This is a genomic window from Lysobacter sp. 22409, assembly GCF_052045105.1.
GTDB lineage: Bacteria > Pseudomonadota > Gammaproteobacteria > Xanthomonadales > Xanthomonadaceae > Lysobacter > Lysobacter antibioticus_B.
Genome location: NZ_JBQEOE010000029.1, coordinates 1 through 25790, shown reverse-complemented (window position 1 = coordinate 25790; position 25790 = coordinate 1). Strand labels below are relative to the sequence as shown.

Here is a 25790-nt window from a genome sequence, read left to right as displayed (position 1 = left end):
GTCAGCGCCATGGATAACTTCCTTGGCCTGGAGCCGGACCAGTCGGCAGACCGGCAGTTCGAGCTCTTGCGCTCGACGGTCTGGAGTCTGGCCACCCCAACGGGAAGGGTACACATCAACCGGATCCTCTCGGTCGCGCTGCCAGCTTGGCGAGTGCAGTCAGAAGACAAGCATGCCAGTGACGAGGGCCTTCGGGCCGAGTTGCGTTCCGGACTTTCGGCACTCCAAGATGCTGGCGACTTGATTGAATTGCGGGGCGGCTACTGGGTGCCAGCGACGGTACGGCTGGTCGAACTGCCCCAAGGCGCCGGGCATCTGCTGATCGGCGGTATGCCGTCCGATCTGCTTCCCATCGGGCAGGATCGCATTCGCGTCCAGGGCCTGTACCGCCATCTGTCCGCGCCGCCGGCGTCGCTCACGAGGTTGCTACCCTGCGAAAGCCTCGCATCGTGGTCGCGGCTGCCGACCTATGCTTCGCTTCTAGATTGGGGCAGGGGCGTCATCGACTCCATTGAGCGACAGCCCTACTCGCCCAGCGCACAAGACAGCTTCGAGTTTTACCTTCCGGGGCGCGCTCGCAAGGCAACTCCCCAGTTCAAACGGTGGTTCACCGACACCGAGGCCGCAACCGGCACCCTGCTCGCTCGTAGAACACGCGCCTACGGCGCCCGTGAGTATCGACTGATTGACGTCGATTCCGGACGCCTTGTGGGATCGAGCACATTGCCCGGTATCGACGTGCGTCGGCTGATGTATTGCCTTGATCTGGAGGCACAGAACCCCGTTTCGGCGCAGCACACGCTGGGTGAAGATGGGCCGTTCTGGCTTTTGACCAGCGAGTTGCCTCGTCCCGAACAGCGCCTGTTCTCCGTGTTCGGAGGCTTGACCGTGCCTGAGGACCGGCCGTTCGAGCGGAGATGGGTATTTGAACGAAGTGAAGAGGTTGCGCTGGAAGCGATGCGATCGCTTGGCATCGTAGTTGACACGGGATCCCAAAGGACACGTTGATGAAGAAGCAGACCGAGTTAGGCGTCAACGAAGTTGCCAAGAGGATTCACCTGCGACTGCGTCGATATCTTGAGGCCCAGTATCACATTCGGAACTCTGCACTCATCGAGGAGCGACGTCTGTTTCTCGAGGAGCCCGAAGGGATCTATCAACCGCCATTCGTGGAGGTAACGCCCTCGTATGCTCTTGCCGGCGGGTTCTCTGCGTTGAAGGCGCCTGCCGTTGTGAGCGGGTTCCTGCAGGAACTGGCCGGGTGGGATCCAGGTGTTGGCATCTACCCGCCCTATCGCCATCAAGCTGATGCGCTGGAACATTTCTTCAGCAAGGAAAGCGATGGCGAGGATCTTGTCGTCGCCACCGGTACCGGTTCGGGCAAGACGGAAACCTTTCTGTACGCCATTCTCGGCGCATTGGCACTCGAGGGTGTGCAGAGGCGGGAATCATTCGCCAAGCACGGCGTCCGCGCTCTCTTGCTGTATCCCATGAATGCCTTGGTGAGCGACCAGACCTCGCGCATGCGACGAATGCTTGGAGATGAGCGGTTGGCTACCTTGATGGAGGAGCGCTGGGGAAGGAGAGTGCGCTTTGGCATGTATACCAGCCGCACGCCTTATCCCGGCGTCCGCTCAAGCGCCAAGGATCAACGCCATCTCGACACCCTATTTGGTTACTACGAACAGCTAGAGAGTTCGACGGAAGCTTCTGAGCGGTTGCTGGTAGAGCAGCTCAAGAGCCGTGGCCGTTGGCCTGCGAAGGACATTCTCGGCTTCTACGGCAAGGACGCTGAAGAGCAGGTCACGGTTAAGAGCGGGAAGCGCGCCGGATCGCAGCGAACGCTTCACCACTGGGATCGGCGTTTTATGACGCAGCCCGGGGATCGAGAACTACTGACGCGGCACGAAATGCGGGAACAGGCTCCCGACCTGCTCATTACCAACTACTCCATGTTGGAGTACATGTTGCTCAGGCCCATAGAGCGGCCCATCTTCGAACAGACGAAGGCCTGGCTGGCCGCAGATCCGAAGAATCAGTTACTGCTGGTCCTCGACGAAGCTCACATGTACCGCGGTGTCGCTGGCGCGGAAGTGGGCCTGCTGATTCGACGCCTGTTGGCACGTCTGGGCATCGGCCGTGATCGGCTTCGTTGCATTCTTACCAGCGCGAGCCTGGGCTCAGGCGCAGAGGCGGAGGAAGCAGGTCGCGCGTTCGCTCGTGACTTGACGGGTCATGCCAGCACGCGGGGCTTCAGCATCGTGCGCGGCACTACCGAAGCACGCACCGGCGACCGAGCCGGTACCGCTGCCGAAGCGGATGCGCTCGCCTCCGTAAACCCATCGATTCTGGCAGCGGCTGCATTTGCGCCATCCGACGTCGACGCAACGCTTCAGGACCTCGCCACCCGATTCCAATGGGATCCGCCACCGAGCATCGGCGACCAGGGCGAACTGGCGTCCCGTCAGTACGTCTGCCGGTCGCTCACCGGCTTCGGACCGCTGGAACGGCTCATCGCGCGGGCGTCGGGCAATGCGACGGAGTTCGGCGCACTCGCTCGCACATTGTTCCCGGACAGCGATCAACTGCAGGCCGAGAAGGCCACGGACGGACTGCTCGCACTGGGCACGTTCGCGCGGCGTACTGAAGCGGGGCGCGCGGAGCAGCCGCTGCTTCCCACGCGTGTACACCTGCTGTTCCGAGGCCTGCCCTCCTTGTACGCGTGCGTGGATGGATCGTGCAGTGCGCGACGCAGCACCGCCAGCGAGTCCCTGCTCGGCCGCCTTTACACCCAGCCCCGCGCGCAGTGCGAGTGCGGTGGTCGTGTCTTTGAGGTGCTCACGCACCGGGATTGCGGTGCGGCCTACCTTCGCGTCTTTGCGACTGCTCCGGACGCCGGCTTCTATTGGCATGAGCGAGGGGGCATGCTGACCGAGTACGGCAAACCCTTGCACGAGATTCATCTGTTCCTGGAGGAGCCCCACCCTAATCAACGGGGCGCCGTCCGGCCGTTACTGCTGGACATCCGGACCGGCCGCATCCTGTCGGCAACAGGCAATAGCACTGCGGATACCCGACTCGTTTATCGCGCCACTACGGGAGCCGACAACATCGCGAACACGACCACGTTCGGGGTATGCCCTGCGTGCACCCGCAGGACGCAGACGGGTGGCTCTCTCAAGATCATGGATCTGGCCACTAAGGGAGAGCAACCGTTCGCAAACCTGGTGCGCGAACAGTTCGTGTCGCAGTTGGCGACCAAGGAAAGAAGCAGTCAGCACCCCAACGAAGGTCGCAAAACATTGCTGTTCAGTGACGGGCGACAGAAGGCTGCGCGGCTCGCGCGCGATCTGCCCCGGGAAGTCGAGCGAGACACCTTCCGTGAGGCCATCGTCCTGGCCTGCCAGCAGATCAATCAATTGCCGGTGCCCCAGCCGGTCACGCTGGACGAGATCCTTTACGCGGCGTTCGTCGCGGTTTGTGCGCATCACCACCTGAACTTCTTCGACGGCCACCACCAGAAAGCGCTTCTCGAGGAGTGCACCCGTTTCCGTGAAGACTACGGCGACCTGGACACCGCGTTGTCAGACAAGTGGCGGCCATTGCCGCCACCCCGCTTCCGGACGGCACTCCTGCGCCAGATCGGTGACCCGTACTACTCCCTGGTGGCTGCCTGCGCCGCTGTCGTCGAAGCCGCTCCCCCCAAACTGCGCATACTCAAGAAGCGCCTAGGAGCCCTGGGCACCTCCGCGGTTGTCGACGAGATAGCCAATGCATGGCTTCGTGAAATGCTGGGGCTCTATGCGTTCGATCCTGCGCTGGGCAAGGACTCACGGCTGGATCAGTTCGGATACTTCCAGCCGATTCGAGCGGCGGATGGACTGAAGAAGTTCTTTGAACGCATCGGGTCGCGCGCCGGCCTGAGCGTGGCCGACATCGGCCTGCTTCGCACCCACTTGTTCGACGTCTTCACGCGCGAAGCCACCACGGGTGACGACTCCGGTCGGCTGATTGTTGCCGACGGCGTTGTCATGCGACTGGCGATCGAGTCGGTTTGGCTTCAGTGTTTCGTTTGCGGCCACCTACAGGAAAAGCCCTTCCTGGGCGGGTGCGAGAACTGCCAGGACACCAGGCTTGAGCCGCGAGCCCCCGATCACGAATACATGCGCTCACGCAAGGGCTTTTTTCGTGAACCCTTGCTTGCCGTGCTCCGCGGCGAGCAGCCCGTTCACATTACGGCTGAAGAGCACACTGCGCAGTTGTCGCAACGTGACGCCGGAGTGGTCTATGCCACGACGGAGGAGTTCGAGCTTCGATTCCAAGACGTTCCGTTGGGACCTGACAAGCCTCCGGTCGACGTACTCAGTTGCACCACGACCATGGAAGTGGGCATCGATATTGGCTCGCTTACTGCGGTCGGATTGAGAACCGTCCCACCGCAACGCGAGAACTACCAGCAGCGTGCCGGCCGCGCGGGTCGACGTGGCACGTCAATCTCCTCGGTTCTTATGTTCGCCCAAGGCGGCGCTCATGACGCCCACTACTTCTCCCATCCGCAGTCGATTATTAGTGGACCTCCTCGGGAACCCCGGCTGAAGGCAGACAACCCGCGTTTGGCCCGACGTCATGTCAATGCACATTTGTTGCAAACGTTCTTCCACTCACGATTCGAGGCACTTACACCGGATCAACAGTTGGAGATCGCAAAGGAACGCCCAAGCATCATGAGCGCGTTCGGTGACGCTGACGACTTCTTCAACGGCACAAGTGAGTTTTCCTTCGCCGCGTTCCGGGCGTGGATGCTGGACGCTGTCCTGACGCCTCAGAGCGAGGTCGTTGATGAAGTGGCGGCTTGGCTTCCTGATGCCATCTTCAAGGGTCAGCCTGCCGAGGAGAGGAGGAAGTTTGTCCGCCATATCGCCGACGATTTCCTCAGCGAGTTGTCTGTCATTGGGGACGAGCGACGCGGCACCACCGGCAACGAAGACAATAGCGATGAAGCCCAGGGCCTGCTGGATCTCTGCTTTGATCGAGGCTTGCTACCGTCTTATGCGTTCCCCACCGATCTGTGCAGCTTCGTCATTCAAGAATGGGACAAGCGCAATTCGTCTTGGCGGGTGGGCATCTCCGAGCGACCTCAACTGGCGAAATCGCAGGCCTTGAGTGAGTACGCGCCTGGCCGCCTGCTGGTGGTGAACAAGCTCACCTATCGTGTCGGCGGCATTTTCGTAGACGGATCGCCTTCCGCAGCGCCCGCAGCTTCTCTTTTCTCGCGTCCACTGAGCCGTTACGTCGGGTGCCCACGCTGCTCCTTCATTTCGATCGAAGGCGGTAGCGCCTCCTCTCGGACAGTCGAGGGAGCGCCTTGCCCCGTATGCGGCGCGCCGCTGTTCGTGCGTGAGTACCTAAATCCTCCGGCTTTTTCACCTGAGGAAGGCCGAGCCCTCCGGGAGGGCGATCGAGAGCAAGACATCACCTTTGCCTCCTCAGCCCAGTTGCCCGAGATTGCTGGCAGAGACGAGTTTGTTTGGACTGACGGGCCAGGCGAGCATCTGAGTCACTCGTATGGCGAGGATGTCCTGTTGGTCGTTGCCAACAAGGGCAAGGATGCCACCGGGTTTAGCGTTTGCGAGAGTTGCGGTGCCGCGTGGGTCGATGGCGACGAGCCCGATGGTGCGCATGGGCGGCCATTCCTGGTTCCGAGACATGTGCTGGAGCGAGATGGCGCTGGAAGTCGCTGCAGCGGAGAGATTCGACGTGGGGTCTTCCTGGTCCACGACTTCCGGACCGATCTGCTGCTCCTGAGAGGCTCATTCCGGCATCCACTGGATTTTCAACCCGAGCAGCCCTGGCTGTACGACGCCTTGGCCACACTGTCCGAGGCCCTGTCTCTGGGCACAAGTCTGCACCTGGACATTGATCCGGGCGAGGTGTCAGCTGGCTTCAGATTGCTGCCCGCCCTGGCAGAAGAGGCCGGGCTTGCTGAGATATACCTCTTCGACACCTCCTCGGGGGGCGCAGGCTATGCGGCGGAGGCGGGGGAGAAGCTATCGCAGGTCTTGGATCGCACCGAAGTATTGCTACGCCACTGCCCCAATCCTGATTGCGAGCGCTCCTGCACCAATTGTCTTCGCCATTACGGAAATCGCTTTTTGCACGGCCGCCTAGATCGCCGGCTCGCACTTAAGTTGCTTCGATACTTCCGGTTTGGTGAGGTCCCGGAACTGCCACGGCCGGCGCAGCAGGCCCGCACGCTGAGTCCGTTGGCGCGCTTCCTTGAGTTGGAAGGTTGGACAACCACGGTGGACGATGTCGGTGCGCTGCACTGCCGTGGACCTCGCGAAATGATCATCGGTGTCTACCCGGCCTTGCTGTCGTTGGAGGCTGCCGAATCCATTCACCCCATCGTGGCTGAGGCGGGTGTCCAGCGTGTCATCTTGCCCGACTACCTGGTCGATCATGACCTCCCATCGGCATACCAGCGATCGGTTGATGCGGCCAGTTCGGCTTCCTCGACGACGCCCACGAGTACGCGAGTGTCCCTTACCGGCAGTCCGATCATTGAACTACGCGCGAGAGACCTTAAGGACGCAAGCGGCGCCGGCACATCTCCGACGGTCCGCCTCAGATCCGCCGTTGATCCAGGCGCGGAAGCCTTCGCGGTACGCGTACCTGCCCCTGGCCTCACAAGCACGGGGTTCGCCAGTGGCAAGTGGCTCGTGGTTCGTCCGCCACGCCCAGAGGACCTTGGCTCGGACGCGTGGCAGATCGTCCTTAGGTTGCAAGGCACGTTCGGTGCCACCGCGACGGACTGGACGATAGCGCATGTGAAGGAACTGCTCAGTACTGACGAAGAGCCGATCCGGTTTCAAGTGTCTTATGGCAGCGCTACGGAGAAGAAGTTCCGGCCCGAACGGCTCAATCGATCGGAAGCTCTCCTTGTCGCCACGATCGTGTGCCACGCCGAAGAGGCTCCCTGATGGCACGGTTCATTCCCGATATCGATCCTGACGAGATCAGTCATGACTCTGAGCGATTGGTGTATGAGGCCTTGCGGGCTCTGCCCAAGGGCTACGTCGTGCTGCACTCATTTCCTTGGCTGCGTCCTCTAAGGGCTCATAAGAGTGAGCCGCTGCGCGAAGGCGAGGCGGATTTCGTCGTAATGCACCCGGAGCGTGGACTCCTTGTACTTGAAGTCAAGGGCGGCGCACCAGAATTGGTGGGGCGGACCTGGCGCAGAGGCGGGAAAGAACTGCGCGACCCATTCGATCAAGCGCGGCGCAGTCGCTACGCGCTCCTTGAAGCGATTGAGGAACGCACCTCAAGACGCGTGAACAGAGCCATGTTCGCGCATGGTGATGTGGTTGTTTTCCCCCACACGCTCTTCTCGACGCCTTTGCCCGTCAATAGTGATCCTCGGATCCTTGTCGACGCATCCGGACTCGCCGACCTCTCTGAGAGGATTGAAGGAGCATTTGCGGCTTGGTCTAGAGCCCCTACCAACCTGCAACTTGCTCAGTTCAATGAACTGCTTGATGCGCTGATGCCCAAGCTTCGCCTTGTGCGCTGCGTCGGGGCGGAGATCGGTGCCGATCATCAGCGGATCGTGCAGATCACACTCGATCAGCGCGCCACGCTGATGGGCATGCTCGAGACCGAACGTATGCTTATCGACGGTACTGCTGGGTCTGGCAAGACACTGTTGGCCGTTGAGTTCGCGCTCACATTGGCCGAGCGCGGCGACGGCGTCCAGCTTCTTTGCTACAACCGACATCTAGCAACGTGGCTTCAAGAACAGGTGGCGCGCGACCCGCGCACTCGACGTAGCGTGGGGCGCTTGCAGATATCGACCTTCCACTCCTTTGCTCACAGCTTGGCTAAACGCGCAGGCGTGGACTTCGACGTCCCCACCAGCGGAACTCAGGAGTTCTGGGATGATGAAGTACCACTGATCATGGAGCAGGCGCTGGAGGTGCTGAGGGCGCGGGGAAATCCCGAGACCTTCAATGCAGTCGTCGTTGATGAGGCGCAGGACTTTGCGCCTGACTGGTGGGTGACGATCGAGTCGCTCATAAGCAAGCAACCGTCAGGTCGGCTCTATGCATTTTTGGATCTGAATCAAAGCCTCCGTGGCAACGCCAAGCTGCCAACCATTCCGCTTTCAGCCAGGTTTCCGCTGACGACCAACTGCAGGAACACCAAGGCGATCGCGCGAAGTGGATCCGCGCTGGCTCGGATTGATGTTCGCCTATTGCCCGGCTCACCTGCTGGGGAAGCCCCTGCTGTTCGACGTGCGGCATCCTCCGCCGTTGAAGCCGGGCTAGTTCTCGCCGAGATTCGCCAGTTGATTAAACATAGCGTCAAGCCGCTCCAACTAGCACTTATCGGCCCGGCCGCCTATGAACACAGCCCACTTGCACGGCACGCAGCAGTCGACGGCATACCGCTGATCTCCGATCCTGTTGACTGGCGACGCGGCGCCGGCGTCTTGGTTACAACAGCCCGGGCATTCAAGGGACTTGAAGCCGACATTGTGATCGCATACGGGCTTGATGCGTTCAGCACATTGTTCACCCGGACAGACCTTTATGTCGCATGGACCAGGGCACGACATCGGCTCATTCTGGTTTGCCAATCTGGCGAAGCGCGCATGGCGGTAGAAGAGGCGCTATCGAATGCTGAGCGTGCGGCACGCACCCATAGCGAATCAGCGGAACAGATGCTTTGACTGGACCGTTACCACTCGAAGCACAACTAGCAAACGAGACCGACCCCGGCGTCCGGATGCAGATCATTGACGACGCTTTGCGCCCGCCCGAGCCACAGTTGTTAGATACCTCGGTCCTTCAAAACCTGGATTGGGTCGACCGCAAAATTGACGCCGGAGAGGGGCAATGGACCGAACAAGCAGAGCAGGAACTTCAGCATCGATTCGGTGTTGACCATGCCACCGACCTACTCAACCTAGGATCGTTGTACGAGCGATTCAAATGGGATGGCTCTTACCCTTGGACAGTTTGTAAAGTGGCCTTCGACGAAGCCCTCCCACTTGGCGGTGAAAAGGGCGCAGGACTGTCGCAAATTGTTCAGTTCCTGTACGACCACCAATGTGACTGGGATGGCGATGCCTATCCGGGGATTGCTAAGGGCGTACTTCAGAACATGTATCAAGCGAGAGTCTCGCCGCTTGTCCTCAAGAGCCTGGGCGTAGAAAGTGCGGAGGAGGTGGCTTTCCCGCAAGGCCCATTGTCATTTCTTCCCGACCTGGGCGATCGGCTGATGGCAGCTCATGCCCTGCTAGCAAACATTCCTGCCATTCTCACGACGGATCGCAGAACCTTCTGGAAGCATCGGAGTAGGTTGCGTGACCTTGGCGTCCAGGTCATGCGCCCCAGCGAATTGCTGAATCTTTATGAGCCCTACTGGGCCGCTCTCGACGCGGAGTTTGAGAGGAGGAGGAGACATCAGCGGTGAAGGCATTGCCCTACCTGCAGACGATCTCCAGCGGGTCAGAACGCATAACGCCTGAATAAAGCGGAGCCGCGAAGGGGCGTCGGCTTGGATGAATTGTCAAGCACCATGCTAGAGGACCTTGGCCTTACGGACCTCATAAACAAATTCCGGCCCGTTTACGTACTGCATGGCCTTGTCCCACAGTGGGTCCGTGCGGTCTTGAAGGTTGTTTGCTAGGGCCTTTATTTCAGGCGGCGCATCATCACGGAAGAAGCTCTTGTTGTCTCGGTTCCTGTCGTAACTCACGCCAGTTACCTCGAATTTCAACGGTTGGACCTTCTTGGCTTTTTGTTGCTCTATGTCTGTGTGCGCGGTTTCCCATGTTACGGCGCGCGTCATCAGGTAGTACCCGCGCTCATCGAATTTGCCATTGATGGTGTAGGCAGATCTCGGCGGATAATGCGGTCGTATTTTTCTCCTATACAACCCACCAACGACGAATCTGAAGTGCATATTTTCAGGCGACATCTCATAGCGTCGGAAATTGACAACATCTATCCAATGTCCTTTCGCCTGAGTTAGATGCTGCTTCACGAAGAGAACGGCGAAGGCCTCTTCCGTGTTGGCATATTCCCGGTATCTCTTGAGTAGCCTGTCATCCATAAGTCGGGAACTCTTGAAGTCTTAGCCTAGCGTCTAACAACCGTTTAGCGTCGCTCCATTGCACGTTCCACAATGTCGCGCAGCACATGCAAAGTGACGCCTTCCGCTAATGCTTTCCGCTTCAGAAGGTTCGACCGGCGCCGCGTTTCATCTCGTACTTCGCTGTCGTTACGCAAGCGGGTTCCGGGGTAAAGCTCGCCAGCTCGCGAAATTCGTATGGGCGGCAGACCGAACTGATCTGCTGTGGTGTCGACATCGATTTGGCCGTTACCCGTTTGCAGCCGATTGAACCAGTGGCTGACGCCTTCTACCGTCGCGCTGACCAACTGCCCCCCTAATAACTCGTGCATGACGAGTGCGACCGCGGCGCACTGACCGGCGCTCAGCCTTCCTGGGGTATGCCCCGGCAACGAGGTCTCGGCAGAGAATCCCTTCTCTAGTTGCGTGCGCAGTTGCCGCAGCATGCCCACGAATTCCTCGTTGGACAGGAAAAGGTCTTGGTTCATTGGGCCACTATAGCGTCCGGCTTCCCAGGGACCTAGCCGCCTTGCGGCTTCATGCCCAACAGCAAGGCAATCAGGGCAGCGATGAGGATCAAGCCTGCCTTGAGCAGGACCAGTTCCTTGTGCTCGGTGAATTGGTCCACATCAAAGGCATGGGCCGCAACCGCCAACGCGATCAGTCCGGCGGCCAGAAGCCGCGAAGCTGGACGTCCTACCAGGATCGGCAGTTCCACGATGACCTGGTCCACCGGTTTCAGAGGAACGGCCGCAGGCGGTGCCGCCCCCTCGGTATTCGGAGCCTCGGCTGGAGCGGCCGGGGTGGTAGTGGCCAGTTCATCGCTGCGACGAGCCGTGACGACAATGGCGCCGTACGCGGGACGCAGACTTACGCTAGTCGCCATTCGCGCGATCAACAGGTTTCGTGTCGTATCGATGGGCAGGCGTGTTCCGGACGACAGCCGACATTCGGGATGGTCGACCCGAAGCTCCAAACAACCAATGGGCGTCTGGATGATCGATCCATACGAGGATTTGTCCGCCAGGGTACGGACGTGAATCTCCAGTTCCGCAACCGCCGGTGCGATCAACATGCCATTGCGCAGCGGCACTAATCTGTGCCGCCGTCGTCGAATGACTTCTATATGAAACAGGAATGGAAAGTCGGCATTCGAACCATCGATCGCCGCCAGGAAGTTGGTGGCGATCCGCTCCCAGCACAATGTGTTCGAACTGCGGATCAGCGCGGGGCCGGCTTTGAGGCGTTGGCAAAAATAGCCGATCGGCTTGTGCGCTCCTGGTGACTTGTGAGGCAGGGCGAGCGCGGCCAGCGGTAAAAGGCTCTGCACGAATTCGGTGCCTTGGGGCTGCTCCACAAAGTCACGCAACCCAATCTCGAGAAACGTCGCTGACCCTTCTGTTCGCAGTTCGACGACTTCGCCGATACGAAGCGGCAAGAACTTCGCTTGCCCATCCTTTTCTTCGAAACGCACGTGGGCAATCAGGGCGATGGTCCCCTTGGGCACCTCCTCGCAGACCTCACCCAGACGCCGCACCTCCGGATCACAGACATCGTCGCCGTAACGCAGCCGAACCCGACTTCCATTGGGCAGGGCCATGATGCTGACCAAGTCATCGATGAAGCGTCGGTGGCGGGTCGAACTGCAGCACAGGAGCACGCCTTGTCCCTGATCGAACGCCCACTGCCTCATGCTGAGCTTCCCCCGTAGTGACTGATCGGTGCCTTTGTGGAGGCGCCCTCCGCCGTGGCGACGCCTCGCATCCCCTCGCAGAGTAATTGGGCAGCAAGCTGTTGCCCAAATTAGGACGCTATGACCGGGTTCCGAGCGGACGGCTTGGTGCAGTCGGGATCTCGCATCGACGGCTCCGGACCTCGACGTAACCCATTGATTCACAAGCCACAGCCATTTGCACCGGCGTACAGACAGATAGCTAAAAAAGAGCCGCCCCCCCTGCCTAACCGGGTCCCGGCCGCACGGGGCATTTATCGAATCGCACTGTGCACGGGTATATTCAGTAATAGCAGGCGGAGTTCTTGCCCTGCCGGGCCTCCAAAAGTGGGGTCTGGTAAAGGTCGTGAACACCAGCCGGGAAAGTCTCCTCCTGCTCGATTTTCATCGAGCACACAACGAGGAGGCCTTATGGCTGATGTCGACCTTTATGGCGAGCGGGACGAGACTGCGTGTCCACCCCTGGCCACATCCGAAGCTCAGTTCCTGCAGATCTGGGACCCTGAAATCAAACGCGCCGCCAAGGCCCGGGCACGGGGACGTATCAACCCCGGCTACGAAGCCGACGAACTGGCGCAGCGCGCCCGCATCAAGCTCATGCACCTGTATCGCGCCGGCAAAAGCCAAGCGGTCGGCTATGTGCGTACCGCGATCGCCAATGCGATGAGCGCCCCCGTGCCCCAGGACCGTGCGCTGGCCCAGGCGCAGGAGATCACGGTCGAACTGCCCGCGGCTCCGGAGGCCGAGCATGACCACTATGCATCTGCGGTGGTGACCCGCTGGGTCCGCACCCTGCCGTCGCAATTCCAGTCCACCTACCGTCTGCTCTATGTCCAGGACATGACGCAGCGCGAGGTCGCCGTGCGCATGCGCCGAACGCAGCCGCGCGTGGCCCAACTGCATCGCTCCCTGATCCTGATGGCGGCCAACGATCTTCGCCGACTGGCTGCCTGATCGATGCTGTAGGTGCGTCGGCTCCCCGCACCGCTAAATGGGAGCCCAACCCTGCCGAGTCCAAAAAATGGAATTGGCCAAAACTGAAAAGGTGATTGATATGAATAAGGTGATGACGCTGGATACGATCGATCGGCAGCGCAAGTATGTCGAAACCCAGAAGGCCAAGACGAAGGGACTGGGGGTAGTGTTCGCGGACGCATTCCTGCGCGGCATGCGTGATATCGGCTACAAGAACCCGGCGTGGGCGATCTGCGAACTGGTGGACAACTCGTTGCAGGCTGCCGCAACCTCGGTCTCCGTACGCTTCGGCTACGACGCCGGCAACAAAGCGAAGGTGAAGCCGGACAAGATCGCCATCTGCGACGACGGCAACGGCATGATCCCGGAGATGATCAGCTATGCCGTGCGCTGGGGCGGTACGGATCGCGAAGGCGATCGCACCGGGTTTGGGCGTTATGGCTATGGACTGCCCAGTTCCTCGGTCAGCTTGGCAAAGCGCTACACCGTCTACGCGAAGGCCCCCGAGTCCGACTGGCATGCCGTGACAGTGGACATCGACGAGTTGTCCGCCGCAGCTGGCGATCCTGAGAAGACCCAGGAACTGCTCTCGCCCAAACCGACACCAGTGCCTGAATGGGTGATCAAAGCGGCCAAGGGTGACGACAAGTACGACTTGGCAAAGGCAGAGTCCGGCCTGGTCATCGTGCTCGAGGACCTGGACCGGCTCAACCGCCTCAACGGGTGGATCAGAACGGACACCCTCAAGGCCAAGCTTCTGCAGCATCTTGGCGTGATCTACCGGCACTTCATTCCCGAGAAACGTCTGGCTGTGGATGGCACCGTCGCGCAAGCGGTGGACCCGCTGTTCCTGATGGAACATGCCCGTCTTTACGACGAAACCAGCGTACGCGCAGAGCGCGTGGAGAGTCGTACCTTTGAGGTTGAGAGTTCGACCGGGGAGGTGGGGAAAATCCGGATCAGGGCCTCGATGTTACCGCCGAACTTCCAAGGCGAAGACCCTAACGCCTACAGCGAAGATTCCCGCGGCAGGAAACTGAACAAGCGCTACGAGATCATGCGCGACTACAACGGCCTGTTGATCTGCCGGGCGGGTAGGCAGATCGACACGATCTCGCCGCGATGGACCAAGTTCCAGAACAACGACACCAATATCAAGATCGAGATCGATTTTGATCCGGCACTCGATGAGTTCTTCAACGTCACAACGGCCAAGCAGCAGATCGTCATCGAAGATGAGATGTGGGAGAAACTCAGAAACGATGGCAAGAAAGGAGGGGCTCTCGAGAAACTGGTCCAGGACATGCGCAATCGCTTGGATGACCTCCGAGCCCAGCACAAGGCAGTGTCCAAGAATCAGGAAAATCCCGAGTCGCCGCGGCCCAGCGCCTTGGCAATGGAGCACACCGAGAAGTTCAAGTCGAACGTCTCGGACCCTACGCCGTCACAACGTGAGGAAGGGGTTCGCAACTTCGAGCAGGCAGTGAACGACCAAGCCCAGGCGACAGGCCGTCACCGGGACAGCGTGCGCGAGGAATTGGCCGAACGGCTTGCCAAGAAGAAATGGGAGGTCGAGTTCCAAGCCATACCCGAAGGGCCGTTCTTCCGCCCGTTCCGGCTTGGAGAGCAGAAGCGACTGGTGATCAATACGGATCACCCGTTCTACTCTCGAATCTACCAGGCTGCGCCGGAGGCGCAATACGCCTTGGAAGTACTCCTGTTCGTGCTTGCCGAACGGGAGTTGGACAGCGTCGGCGATGCCGAGATGTTCTATAAGTCAGAGCGGAACAAGTGGTCCGAGCGCCTGCGACATGCATTGGCGCAATTGATTTCCGAGGATAGCCTTAAGGACAAGGCCTCCTCGGTAGCCGAGTACATGCACGTCGTGCAGTAAATCCGACTTGACGATGCCCGCGGGACATCCCGCGGGCATTTTCTATTCCGGCTGTGTTTGCTGGAACAACGGCTCTTGATCGACCACGCCTGGAATCGACACGCGAGCACCGTGTCGCATGGGCTGAACCAGCCCATGACGACGCACCTCTGCTAGCACATCGTCTGAGTCAATCCGATTGATCAGCCAACGCTCTCGCCACCAGTCCGAAATGCCACTACTAGCCACTGAGCCAGAGCGAAGTGGGTACAGATAGTGCGGGGCGCTGTCTGCACCAATCAGATAGTCCGAAAGATTGCTAATCAGCGGAATGCCGTACACGATGCGACGGCGATGGTGCTGCAGCAGTAGTGACGAAGGCAGGTTCAGCAGATCCAGGCCTTGTCGCACCTTCCTCAGCTTCGGGCTGACACCCTCGCCGAAGATACTGTTGACCCGAACCCCATCGCCAGATTGCTGGACGAAGCTGGCCAAGGCCGTAATGGTTTCTTCCGAGTACTGGGAGGTTCCGAAGGACTCCGAATGACCTAATTCCCAGTACTTGATCTGCGCGCCAGGAACACCATCGAGCCTCTCACAAGGAATCTTGATGCGGTTGTATTGGCTGGATCCGACGCCGTAAAGCGATGTGGTTCCCAACAGGACAAGGTGAGGGCTGCGGACGATGGGACGGCCCGCCATTGATGAGGCGATCTCACTCTCGGCATTCTTGTAACGCCTGCGATACTCAGCGACCACCTCCGGACTCGTGGCCAGCATGGCCACCAATTTGCCGCCCAGGATCGCGTTGTAAGGTTGCACAGCGCCACAGACACTGATGTCCGCCACTGAAATACCCACGCGATCTGCCTTGGCCTTGCGGAGAACGGCGCGGATGGCGTCTTGCCCATCTTTGGAGTCGACCAATCTCTTGAGCGCTTCACGGGACGGCTTGCGACCGAACGCCGATCGAACCCTGAGCCGCGCACGAAGCAGCGCGGCCAGCGTCAAGGCACGTTTGCTCCGGAACAGGTGGGTGCGCGCCCGTGCTTGCCAGTGCGCGTCGCCATCGACATCACCCACCGACTTGCGCGACTTGTGATCTTTGCGCTGGACGAAGCGGTGATGCATACCACGGCGCTTGTTGCCTTCCTTCTCGAGGCTGGCAATGACCTCATCGTTGGGGAACGCAATTTCGCGCCCGGTTAGCACCGCATCTTCCACCAGATCGGCCACGTAAATCTGGCTGATGGCCTCATCCAGGCTCTTTTTTAGCCAACGTGCCAGTTTGGCAGTAGGCGCCGTCTTGACGCGTGCAAGGAACACGTCGGGATTCCACCCGATCCAGTCGTCGCGCTCGCGGATCTGCATGATAGGGCTGCTCAGCGCACAGATGCCCATGACGGGATGATTTGGCGCAGCGCGATCCCTGACCAGGAATTGCATGCTCCTTCCGGGCACGCTCATGTACTGGTTAGACCAGGTGTGACGGAAATAGCGCCAGATGTCCATCAGGCGCAGCCCCGTCTGCGTACAGGTCGCCGACCCTGTGGGAATGAATTCCAAGTACGGATCGACCACTTGATCGAGCAGCGCTTTGCGCTCATCGCCGGCGACCGCGCGAGCTTCCTCGAGTGCACGGGCCAGATCACGCCCGTCACGCATCACCGAGAAGATTGATACGAAACGCCCTTGGTGCAGGCGAATTTTCTCCATGGACTTGAGGAAACGAACCACCGAATGTTGCTTCAATTGGGAGTTGCGCTTTACCAGTTCCTGCTGGCGGATGCGCTCCTTTTCCTGAGCATGCCCCTCCGTAGATACAGAGGGTGGGTGGACCTCGATACCTCCCTCCTTGACGCGCAGGCTCCATCCTTGAATGGCTACGTCGGCCACGACTAGGCCTGCCGCCAGCAATGCCGCAGATTCTTGGTATCGACTCTTTTCTACGGCACTGATGAATTCCTGCCGGATCTGATCAAAACGTTCACTTTTCTCTTCTGCTGTCGCCAACTTCGACGCGCGCACAAGGTCCTTTGCGAGTTGCACAAGCATTTTCTTCGACTGCGCGCTTCGAAGAGGGGGGGTTAGCGCAGTCCAATGGGGGCGAGGGCTTGGTGTCATTTGTCGTTGAAGAATGTCGCGATAGTATTGCTCCAGTCATGGCGATACTTGGAGACAGGCAAGGACTTTCCTGCGCTTGCAGCTTCGCTTCTGGCTGCCGCGAGCAAAAAAAGCTCTATGTAAGTGCGTAATTGTTGATCGCGGGGCAATTCGCTTTCGACCAACGGTTTGTATATTTCCCGGTAGAACGGGTGCTCGGGATTCAGCACCAGGATCAACTTATTCTGGTCTCGTGCATAGGAAAAGAATGGGGTCTCATGTATTGCCGACTCCACGATCATGTACTTGGATGCCTGGGAACTCTTACGCAAACCGGGGTGATCGTGCTCCAGGCGAGTGAGTAAGGCCTTGGCATCGGCCTCTATCCTTTTGGGAAGAGGTTTGAGCAATTTGTCCTGCCGGGTTGCGACATTGGCGGCCTCCGAGAACCGCTCATTTTGCTTGATGGCTTGGTGTGCCTTGCGGGCCCGGGCACTTAGCGCTCGAGCGATCGCCTCGATGTCAGAGGTCAACGCTTCCAGGAGATGAGCGCTAGGACGAACCTGCTGCTTGGTGTGCGTGATGCCAAAAGCTTCATCCAGTACGGGGTCGAAGTGAACTTCGCACCGCCACCAGTCGTCGTAGTTCTCGCGATGCTTGGCGCCCATGAAAAACCAGCCATAGTCGACCTCACGGCCTGCCCTAACGATCGAAACGCCTGATCCCTTGGATATGCCGCGCTTTCGCTTCGCGTCATTGGAGAGCGATTGCCACTCGTGGACGGGGAGTTCCGAGAATCTCACCCGCACAACCCCTATCACCGCAGGATTGTTGTGATCTACACACACCTCGTAGCGCAGTTCGTCTCCGAACTGCTGCGCACCGGTGATGGCCGCCGCCGGGTGCAGATACAGGGGATCGAACGCGCGGACTGACTCGCCATTGATGGTAATTCGCAGGCCCGCCCAGAGGTAATGCCGAAAACGGCGGGCCAACTCCGTTTCCAGCTTGCGGGCTATCGTCGAGACCCGGCGGTTATCCAGCCGATCACACCGACTCCAAACCACCAGCGTCCCGGAGGGACTGCTGCAGGTCATGGGGGTCGACTTGGCCAGTTCAGGCCGCGGTACTTCCTCCATACGTTTCTGGGCGATTTCGTCCACGTCGAGGTAGGACGTGAAGACAGCCGGTCCATCACCGGCCGGACGCGGGGTGGCAGGACTTTGCCGCCAGGTGTAGACGGCAACATGCCGCGCCTGGCTTAGGGAAGCGTTGGGCAACCCCATCCCATACCGGCCTAAACCGGTGCGATCACCGAATCGGGTACTTCCGCCAAAGCGCAGCGCCTGGCGTAGGGTGAATGGGTCCATCCCGACGCCATCGTCCCGCACCGACACTTCAATCGCGCCCTCAGTGGTTCCGCCGTCGACAGCGGTGATGAGGATCTCGATGCGCCTAGCTTCGGCCTGGATGGAGTTGTCCACCAGTTCGGAGATGGCGCTGGCGGTCCCTTTGTAGCCGGAGTCGCGCGTCGCCTGGATGAATCTATCGAGCGCAATAATCGGACATGCGCTGTCGGCCGTCTGAAGAGATTTCATGTCAGGACCTGCTCTGGCGCTGACGTTGGCGGACGGTGCCTTCGGATGGCGGCTCCAGTCGATTCGCGAAGTCGCGGATCTGCGCCATCTCCTCTTCCGTGAAGACGATCTGATAGTCCCGATAGCGGCGCCCCTGGGGAATTTTGGACGCCCGGCGCCAGCGCCAAAGCGTTTGGCGCGCGATCCCCAGTTCCTCATGAACATCTGTGGCGGAGTAGTACTGGATTCCTTCTATTTCGATCGCCATGTCCGTCCCCGCGCCAGAGGTACCATATTGTTGCAACCGTATCACTATGTTGCAACATGTCTCCTCGCAAAGCCGATCGCCACCCAAGCGGGCCGCCTGCAGATCCAGACGACCGTCCTTCCAGGAGCGGGGCGCGGCCGGACTGATCCTCCCTCGTGCCGGATATCGGCAGAAGATCGTTCTGTGTCCACTAGTCCGAGTCCGAGCCGCAGACCTACAGTGCCTGGACACCGTCGAAACACCTATCGGACCTGAAAGCCCGGCAGAGCACCCACAAGGGAGCGTTAGGAATGCGACACAGCCACATCCTGCCTCCGGCCTGGGCCGGCGCCCCACCAGCATCGATCCATTTCTATCGGCGTCCATCCGTGTCCTCGACTTGACCATTGAAGATCAGATGATCGAAGCCCACGCGCCAGCTGGGAAGTGGACACGTTACGTGACCGCGGCGAGATCAAGTCCGACGCGTGGAAGCCCCAAATTTGCTCAGCGCGAGTCAACCGATGAATAAAACATGGCGCCTGTACCACGACATTGCGTTCTCGCTTGAACAGGCGAACGAGCCCAGGTCAAGCGGACAGATCCAGTGCGTTGAACCAGATACGGGAGAGATCGCCCCGAGTCGTGAGCTGTCAGTTCAGCGACTGCTCAAAGCACCTAGGGACTTCGATCACTGGATCAACGTCTACCAGGGCCAGGAGCCGGAACGAGTCCGTTACGCGCATCTTTTTTATGACATCGGAAAGTCCGGAGGAAGTCCTCTACTTGGAGACCCCCGTATCTACCAAGGCAAGATCAGCCACATAGAGAACACAGATGGCCTACGCGTGTGGCTTCAGCATCCCCCTCGCGTTCACCGGGTGTACTTTGACATTCCGCACTACCACAACGATCTTCTGCGGGAATGGAATCCCGATGAATGGCAGGCCTTGTTGGATGAACTGAGGCGCCCCGATGCAGCGCTGTTCGTAGTCGGCAACTACTATCGAGAGGAGTGGCATACGCTGCGTTATCTTGCATCGAGTCCATCTTTGATTCGAACAAGGTAACTCGCCTCACCTTCTCCGTAGCACATCCTGACGCTGCGTATATTGAGTCGCTCCCCGAGCGCGCACAGGAACGCCCACGCCTCGGCCCACGTCAGGAGATAAAGTCCAGAACTCTGCCAGTCCTCCGATGAGCCCTTCCAATTCGTGGGGTCCAGCATCTTCCGGTAGGCCTTCCCGCTGTCGAAACTGGCACCGAAGTGGGCGCCGATACAAGTGCGACGACTTCCTCGTGTGACTTCGATGACCATCGCGACATGGTCGATCCATGTCGCCTCAGGTGGGGTGAAGAATCGAACATCCATTCCCGCGCCGGTAAAGTAGGTCCACTGGCGAAGCACCTCCACACATGCAAAACCAACGAAGGAAGGATCAAATCCTTTTGGTTCGCCGGCGCCAACAGAACACGATTGAAAGCACGCCGCTTTCTCTCTGTGTTGCTTTGCTTCCTCTGCGTCGCGCAACCTGTCCGGATTGCCATAGACGAACCTGGCGTCCCGCACCTCAAGCAACCGCCCTAATGCGCAAAGAAGGGCTAGGGTTTCTTCTGCATTCGCGAGCCAGATTCCAGCGCTATTCCATTGCGTCGGCGCCTCTCGCCACGCGTCCGCATCAAAACCATGGCGGATCGCTCCTTGCCCATAATCTCTGGCAGCGAAGTTGACGCCAATCCGGGTTTTAGCCGGACCTAGTTCCAGTTCTAACACTAGCGCACCGTGGTCTGCGCCCAGCGCACCATCGGGTGTGAATCCATAAACCGTCAGCCTTGCTCCAATGAAGTCCTCAAGCTGGACCATCAAGTCGGCCGCGATGGCAGACAGTGACTTCGATCCATATCCTTTGGGATTCCATGAGATGCGCGCGATGCCAAAGCAGGAAGGTTCGTTGCTCATTCCCTCGAATCGGGCGATCACGCGTCAGATCCTTCGGCCAGCGCTTCCAGGCGGAGCCATCCGTCATTAGATGAAGGCCGCTCTAGTCGGCATCTGTCCGTTACGGACAAGCGCCCAAACCGCTTTCGTGTCCACTGGCCCTCTGTCCTCTTGCAGGCGTAGATTCTTGAACAGAGGCGCCTCGTGCGCCCCACCCCTCGCAGTTCAGGCAAACGAGGTTGCCGACATGGCCGCAGAACCCGCCCAGAGCCAGGGGCAGACCCTTCACCGATCTCTGGATAGTTCCAGTCCGAGTGGGAACGGCGCGCGCTGGAAGTCCTGCGCGAGCCGCTCGAATCCGGCGTGGTCACGGTGTCGCGCGCGGCGCGCAGCGCCGAGTTCCCGGCGCGCTTCCAACTGGTCGCGGCGATGAACCCCTGCCCTTGCGGCTGGGCCGGCGACTGCAGCGGGCGTTGCCGTTGCGCCGGCGAAGCTATCCGCCGTTACCGCGCGCGCATTTCCGGGCCCCTGCTCGACCGCATCGATCTGCACATCGAGGTGCCTCGCCTGCCCTCCTCGGCGCTGCGTCCCGACCAACCCAGCGGCGAAAGCAGCGCCGCCATCCGCGAGCGCGTCGTCGCCGCGCGCCAATGCCAGCTGGCGCGCAGCGGCAAGACCAACGCGCAACTCAGCCAGGCCGAGACCACCGCGACCTGCGGCCTCAGCCAATCCGACCACGCTCTGCTCGAACGCGCCGTCGACGCCTTGCAACTGTCGGCGCGCTCGATGCACCGCATCCAGCGGGTCGCGCGCACCATCGCCGACCTCGCCGAAAGCCCGCAGATCGCCACGGCGCATTTGACCGAGGCGATCGGGTATCGACGTGGCGAGCGCGAGGCCGCGGCCTAGAGCAGCTTGGCACTCATGGGGCGATCGGCGACTCAAAGAAAGCACGCCGCCGTTCTAGTGACGGAAGCTTCAAGCGTTCGATCTGAGTGGCTCGATGCGACGCGAGACCGTAAGCGCGCGGTCGCGACTCGCATCGCTCCTAGCCACGGAGCCAACGCCTCGGCGTTCGATCTGATCGTCCCCAATCGATGCGACTCACTCCGCTGGAGGTTTGCCGGCAAGCGTGGACTCGGCTTCGATGAGATCGGCTAGCGGCTCGAACCTTGCGATGTCGCTGCCGGCGATATCGCTGCCGGCGCGCCCGAGGCATCCAACTGCTGGAGGATGGCCTTGACGACGTCGCGGGTGGATTGCCAGTTCATGCCGGTGATGAGCCGGCCATCGATTTCCACGTGCGAGGTGTTGCGGGCACCGTAACGGAACAGACCCTTGCGCTCCTGCAGGCGCTGCTCGAGCGAGAACGGCAAGGCCTTGTAGTACGGCGCTTGCTTGTCTTCGAAGGCATCGGGATAGCCGGTGACGCGCTTGCCGCTGACCAGCGCCGTGCCGTCGGACAAGGTCAGGTTCGCAAGACCAGCGCTGCCGTGACAGACCGCCGAGACGATGCCCTGCTGCTGTTCATAGATGCGGGCCGCCAGGGCCTTGAGGCCGGGGTGATCGACGACGCCGTACATCGCGGCGCTGCCGCCGATGTACATCAGCGCGGCATAGTCGACCGCATTCACCTCCTCGGGTTTGCGCGTATTGGCCAAGGCCCACATGAAGTCGCCGTCGTAGATCCTGGCCGTGTGCTCCGGATCGCGGGTGTCGATATAGGCCAGCGGCACAGCCCCGCCTTCGGGGCTGACGAACTGCACGCCGTAGCCGGCTTCGCGGAAGGCGGTGTAGGCGTGGATCAGCTCCGCAAAGCTGTTGCCGGCGCTGAGGCGGGTGCCGGGTATCGTGCCGACATTGGACACGACCAGCAGCACCTGGCGGCCATGAGCCGGCGCCTGGTAGCGCGTCGCGGTCTTGCTGATGACCTGCCACGCGTCGCCGAGCTTCTTCAGCAGGAACAGGTCGACGTAGCGCGCCTGATCCTTGCCGACCAGGATCTCCGCCTTCGCGGTCGCGATGTTGCCGTCGACCTGCACGCTGATCAGACGGCCGGATCGCCCATTGAACTGGTCCGGGTTCTTGCTGAACCAGCCGACATACTCCTCGACTCCCACCTCCCGCATGCCGCTCGCCCCCTGGCTCAGGTACAGGCGTGCACTGGGATGGAACGCGCGTCGAAGCTGCTCGGTCCGGTTGTAGGAACTCCCCTGCAGGTAGTCCTGGATCACCGCGGCGACCTGGCGGTCATCGGCAGGCGGCCCGGCATGCGCCACGCCGCCGGACAACAGAAGCACGAAGGCGCAAGCCAGCAGTCGGACGAGGATCGCGCGTAGCGGTGCGGCACGGATGGTAGCTGGCGTGAACGGCAGGTTTGCCATGGCGGGTTCCTGTTTGAGAAGCCCGCATGCTGCCGATTTTCCTTTTGCCACAATATCTTGGATGGCGTTCGCGGAGTCCGGAAACGTGTTTCAGGAGGCGGCGTTCGGCCGCGGCTGCGCCTGCCGCCCAGCGTCCGGCGTCGTGCCCTCGGTCTTTTTGAAGCTCGACGTTTTTGGAACTCGGTCTTTTTGAAGCTCGACCTTTTTGGTGCTCGACCTTTTCGAAGCCCGGTGTAGAACGTGGGCACGGACAGGAACCGCAGGCCACTGCCCGCGCTTGCCTCGATGGCTCGGCGCCGCGACGACGATCCGAGCCAACCGTCCTAGGACTTCTTCGACGGCTTCCCTCGAGCGCCGACGTAGTCCGCGAGATGCTTGCCAGTCAGCGTGGACTTGGCCTTGACCAGCTCGGCCGGGGTGCCTTCGAAGACGACGCGGCCGCCGTCGTGGCCGGCGCCGGGGCCGAGGTCGATGAGCCAGTCGGCGTGCGCCATCACCGCCTGGTGGTGCTCGATCACGATCACCGACTTGCCGGAGTCGACCAGGCGGTCGAGCAGGCCGAGCAGTTGTTCGACGTCGGCGAGGTGCAGGCCGGTGGTCGGTTCGTCGAGTATGTAGATACCGCCCTTCTCGGCCATGTGAGTGGCGAGCTTGAGGCGCTGGCGCTCGCCGCCCGACAAGGTGGTGAGCGGCTGGCCCAGGCTGAGGTAGCCCAGACCGACATCCACGAGCCGCTGCAGGATGGCGTGCGCGGCCGGGGTGTGCGCCTTGCCGGCGCCGAAGAAGGCTTCGGCCTCGCTGACCGGCATCGCCAGCACTTCGCTGATGTCGCGGCCGCCGAATTTGTACTTCAGCACCGAGGCCTCGAAGCGCTTGCCCTCGCAATCCTCGCAGGTGGTCGCCACGCCGGCCATCGTCGCCAGGTCGGTGTAGATCACGCCGGCGCCGTTGCAGGTCGGGCAGGCGCCTTCGGAGTTGGCGCTGAACAAGGCCGGCTTGACCCCGTTGGCCTTGGCGAAGGCCTTACGGATCGGTTCGAGCAGATCGGTGTAGGTGGCCGGGTTGCTGCGGCGCGAGCCGCGGATCGCACCCTGGTCGACCGACACCACCGTCTCGTCGGCCGGCAGCGAGCCGTGCACCAGCGAACTCTTGCCCGAACCCGCCACGCCGGTGATCACGCACAGCACGCCGAGCGGAATATCCACATCGACCTTGCGCAGGTTGTGCTTGCTGGCGCCGCGGATCTTCAGCTGGCCCTTGGCCTTGCGCACGCTCGGCTTGAGCGAGGCGCGGTCGTCGAGGTGGCGGCCGGTCAGGGTGTCGCTGGCGCGCAGGCCTTCGACGGTACCCTCGTAGCAGACCGTGCCGCCGGCCGAGCCGGCGCCGGGGCCGAGGTCGACGACGTGGTCGGCGATCGCGATCGCTTCTGGCTTGTGCTCGACCACCAGCACGGTATTGCCCTTGTCGCGCAGTTGCAGCAGCAACTCGTTCATGCGCTGGATGTCGTGCGGGTGCAGGCCGATGGTCGGTTCGTCGAAGACATAGGTGACGTCGGTCAGCGACGAGCCGAGGTGGCGGATCATCTTGGTGCGTTGCGCTTCGCCGCCCGACAAGGTGCCCGACGGCCGTTCCAACGACAGATAACCCAGCCCGATTTCGACGAACGAATCCAGGGTGTGCAGCAGCTTGGCGAGCAAGGGCGCGACCGAGGGCTCCTTGAGCCCGCGCACCCAGTCGGCGAGGTCGCTGATCTGCATCGCGCAGGCGTCGGCGATGTTGATCTTGCCGATCTTCGACGAGCGCGCCGCTTCGCTGAGGCGGGTGCCGCCGCAGTCGGGACAGGCGCTGAAGGTGGTCGCGCGTTCGACGAAGGCGCGGATGTGCGGCTGCAGGGCATCGACGTCCTTGGACAGGAACGACTTCTGGATCTGCGGAATCAAGCCGGCGTAGGTCAGGTTGATGCCGTCGACCTTGATCTTGGTCGGCTCCTTGTGCAGCAGATCGTGCAGTTCTTTCTTGTTGAATTTGCGGATCGGCTTGTCCGGGTCGAAGAAACCGCAACCGTTGTAGATGCGGCCGTACCAACCGTCCATGCTGTAGCCCGGGATGGTGATCGCGCCGTCGTTGATCGACTTGCTGTCGTCGTACAACTGAGTCAGGTCGATGTCGGAGATCCGGCCCATGCCTTCGCAACGCGGGCACATGCCGCCGGTGCGGTTGAAGGTCTGGCGCTTGGTCTCGCCCTTGACCGTGATCGCGCCGACCGCCTGCACCGAGGCGACGTTGAAGGAGTAGGCGTTGGGCGAACCGATGTGCGGCTTGCCGAGGCGGCTGAACAGGATGCGCAGCATCGCATTGGCATCGGTGGCGGTGCCGACGGTGGAGCGGGCGTTGGCGCCCATGCGTTCCTGGTCGACGATGATCGCCGTGGTCAGGCCGTCGAGCACGTCGACCTCCGGCCGCGCCATCGATGGCATGAAACCCTGCACGAAGGAACTGTAGGTCTCGTTGATCAGCCGCTGCGATTCGGCGGCGATGGTGCCGAACACCAGCGAGCTCTTGCCGGACCCGGACACACCGGTGAACACGGTCAGGCGGCGCTTCGGCAACTCGACGCTGAGGTCCTTGAGGTTGTTCACGCGCGCACCCTGCACGCGGATCAGGTCATGGCGGTCGGCGGCGTGCGGCGCGGACGACTGCGTGTTCTTCCTCGTGGCCTTGCTCATCGTGTCTCCATCGGTGGGGCGGAACGCCTGCGCGGTCTGCGTCGGCGCGGTCGGGCTCGTGGGGTTCATCGCTGGATGCATTGCCCGCCGCATCGCCGCG

Annotated in this window: 16 protein-coding genes and 1 pseudogene; 8 read left to right on the top strand and 9 right to left on the bottom strand. The window is 60.9% G+C overall.

The features are described from left to right. The first annotated feature begins 9 nt into the window (after positions 1-9). The 4 genes from ACTJJK_RS15045 to ACTJJK_RS15030 are packed head-to-tail and all read left to right on the top strand — an operon-like array spanning position 10 to position 9474. Positions 10-1008 carry a hypothetical protein gene (locus ACTJJK_RS15045; RefSeq protein WP_440730618.1) on the top strand — a complete coding sequence of 333 codons (999 nt, stop codon included), beginning with the start codon at positions 10-12 and terminating at the stop codon, positions 1006-1008. Next, positions 1008-6980: a DEAD/DEAH box helicase gene (locus tag ACTJJK_RS15040; RefSeq protein WP_440730617.1), complete on the top strand. Its 5973-nt coding sequence runs from the start codon at positions 1008-1010 to the stop codon at positions 6978-6980. The genes ACTJJK_RS15045 and ACTJJK_RS15040 overlap by 1 nt, the downstream gene beginning before the upstream one ends. Next, positions 6980-8728 (top strand): NERD domain-containing protein, encoded by a 1749-nt coding sequence (locus ACTJJK_RS15035; RefSeq protein ID WP_440730616.1) that lies wholly within the window; start codon positions 6980-6982, stop codon positions 8726-8728. Before ACTJJK_RS15040 ends, ACTJJK_RS15035 begins: the two co-directional genes overlap by 1 nt. 56 nt (positions 8729-8784) lie before the next feature. Further along, positions 8785-9474: a hypothetical protein gene (locus ACTJJK_RS15030; RefSeq protein ID WP_440730615.1), complete on the top strand. Its 690-nt coding sequence runs from the start codon at positions 8785-8787 to the stop codon at positions 9472-9474. Between the two features lie 108 nt (positions 9475-9582). Here ACTJJK_RS15030 and ACTJJK_RS15025 read toward each other — a convergent pair whose 3' ends face one another. From ACTJJK_RS15025 to ACTJJK_RS15015, 3 genes are read right to left on the bottom strand one after another with little or no spacing between them, the layout of a single operon-like run. Next, positions 9583-10116 (bottom strand): hypothetical protein, encoded by a 534-nt coding sequence (locus tag ACTJJK_RS15025; RefSeq protein ID WP_440730614.1) that lies wholly within the window; start codon positions 10114-10116, stop codon positions 9583-9585. Between the two features lie 44 nt (positions 10117-10160). Next, positions 10161-10622, bottom strand: a complete 462-nt coding sequence (locus tag ACTJJK_RS15020; RefSeq protein WP_440730613.1) for a YunG family protein — start codon at positions 10620-10622, stop codon at positions 10161-10163. Positions 10623-10654: 32 nt separating this feature from the next. Then, the gene (locus ACTJJK_RS15015) at positions 10655-11827 is read right to left on the bottom strand and encodes a hypothetical protein (RefSeq protein WP_440730612.1); all 1173 of its coding nucleotides are present in this window, start codon (positions 11825-11827) and stop codon (positions 10655-10657) included. A 450-nt stretch (positions 11828-12277) separates the two neighbouring features. On the opposite strand from ACTJJK_RS15015, the gene ACTJJK_RS15010 reads away from it, so the two are divergent. Further along, a complete protein-coding gene (locus ACTJJK_RS15010) occupies positions 12278-12820 on the top strand; it encodes a hypothetical protein (RefSeq protein ID WP_440730611.1) in 543 nt (180 codons plus the stop codon). A gap of 100 nt (positions 12821-12920) precedes the next feature. Further along, positions 12921-14735, top strand: a complete 1815-nt coding sequence (locus ACTJJK_RS15005; protein ID WP_440730610.1) for an ATP-binding protein — start codon at positions 12921-12923, stop codon at positions 14733-14735. A 42-nt stretch (positions 14736-14777) separates the two neighbouring features. Here ACTJJK_RS15005 and ACTJJK_RS15000 read toward each other — a convergent pair whose 3' ends face one another. From ACTJJK_RS15000 to ACTJJK_RS14990, 3 genes are all read right to left on the bottom strand, one after another. Then, positions 14778-16763 (bottom strand): Druantia anti-phage system protein DruA, encoded by a 1986-nt coding sequence (locus tag ACTJJK_RS15000; RefSeq protein WP_440730609.1) that lies wholly within the window; start codon positions 16761-16763, stop codon positions 14778-14780. Between the two features lie 71 nt (positions 16764-16834). Beyond that, the gene (locus tag ACTJJK_RS14995) at positions 16835-18415 is read right to left on the bottom strand and encodes an ATP-binding protein (RefSeq protein WP_440730608.1); all 1581 of its coding nucleotides are present in this window, start codon (positions 18413-18415) and stop codon (positions 16835-16837) included. A 1-nt stretch (position 18416) separates the two neighbouring features. Beyond that, entirely contained in the window at positions 18417-18662 is a 246-nt protein-coding gene (locus ACTJJK_RS14990; RefSeq protein WP_440730607.1) for a hypothetical protein, read from the bottom strand. Between the two features lie 503 nt (positions 18663-19165). On the opposite strand from ACTJJK_RS14990, the gene ACTJJK_RS14985 reads away from it, so the two are divergent. After that, on the top strand, positions 19166-19711 hold the full coding sequence (locus tag ACTJJK_RS14985; RefSeq protein WP_440730606.1) for a hypothetical protein: 546 nt from the start codon (positions 19166-19168) through the stop codon (positions 19709-19711). Here the strand turns inward: ACTJJK_RS14985 and ACTJJK_RS14980 are convergent. Further along, entirely contained in the window at positions 19672-20601 is a 930-nt protein-coding gene (locus ACTJJK_RS14980) for a hypothetical protein (RefSeq protein WP_440730605.1), read from the bottom strand. The genes ACTJJK_RS14985 and ACTJJK_RS14980 overlap by 40 nt on opposite strands. Before the next feature lie 291 nt (positions 20602-20892). Between ACTJJK_RS14980 and ACTJJK_RS14975 the strand changes: the two are divergent. Next, positions 20893-21489 (top strand): annotated as a pseudogene (locus ACTJJK_RS14975) (ATP-binding protein); the annotation flags it as partial. A 248-nt stretch (positions 21490-21737) separates the two neighbouring features. Here the strand turns inward: ACTJJK_RS14975 and ACTJJK_RS14970 are convergent. Beyond that, a complete protein-coding gene (locus ACTJJK_RS14970; RefSeq protein ID WP_440730604.1) occupies positions 21738-22964 on the bottom strand; it encodes a nuclear transport factor 2 family protein in 1227 nt (408 codons plus the stop codon). A 323-nt stretch (positions 22965-23287) separates the two neighbouring features. Beyond that, positions 23288-25759, bottom strand: coding sequence for an ATP-binding cassette domain-containing protein (locus ACTJJK_RS14965; protein WP_440730603.1), 2472 nt, complete (start codon positions 25757-25759; stop codon positions 23288-23290). Between the last annotated feature and the right edge of the window lie 31 nt (positions 25760-25790).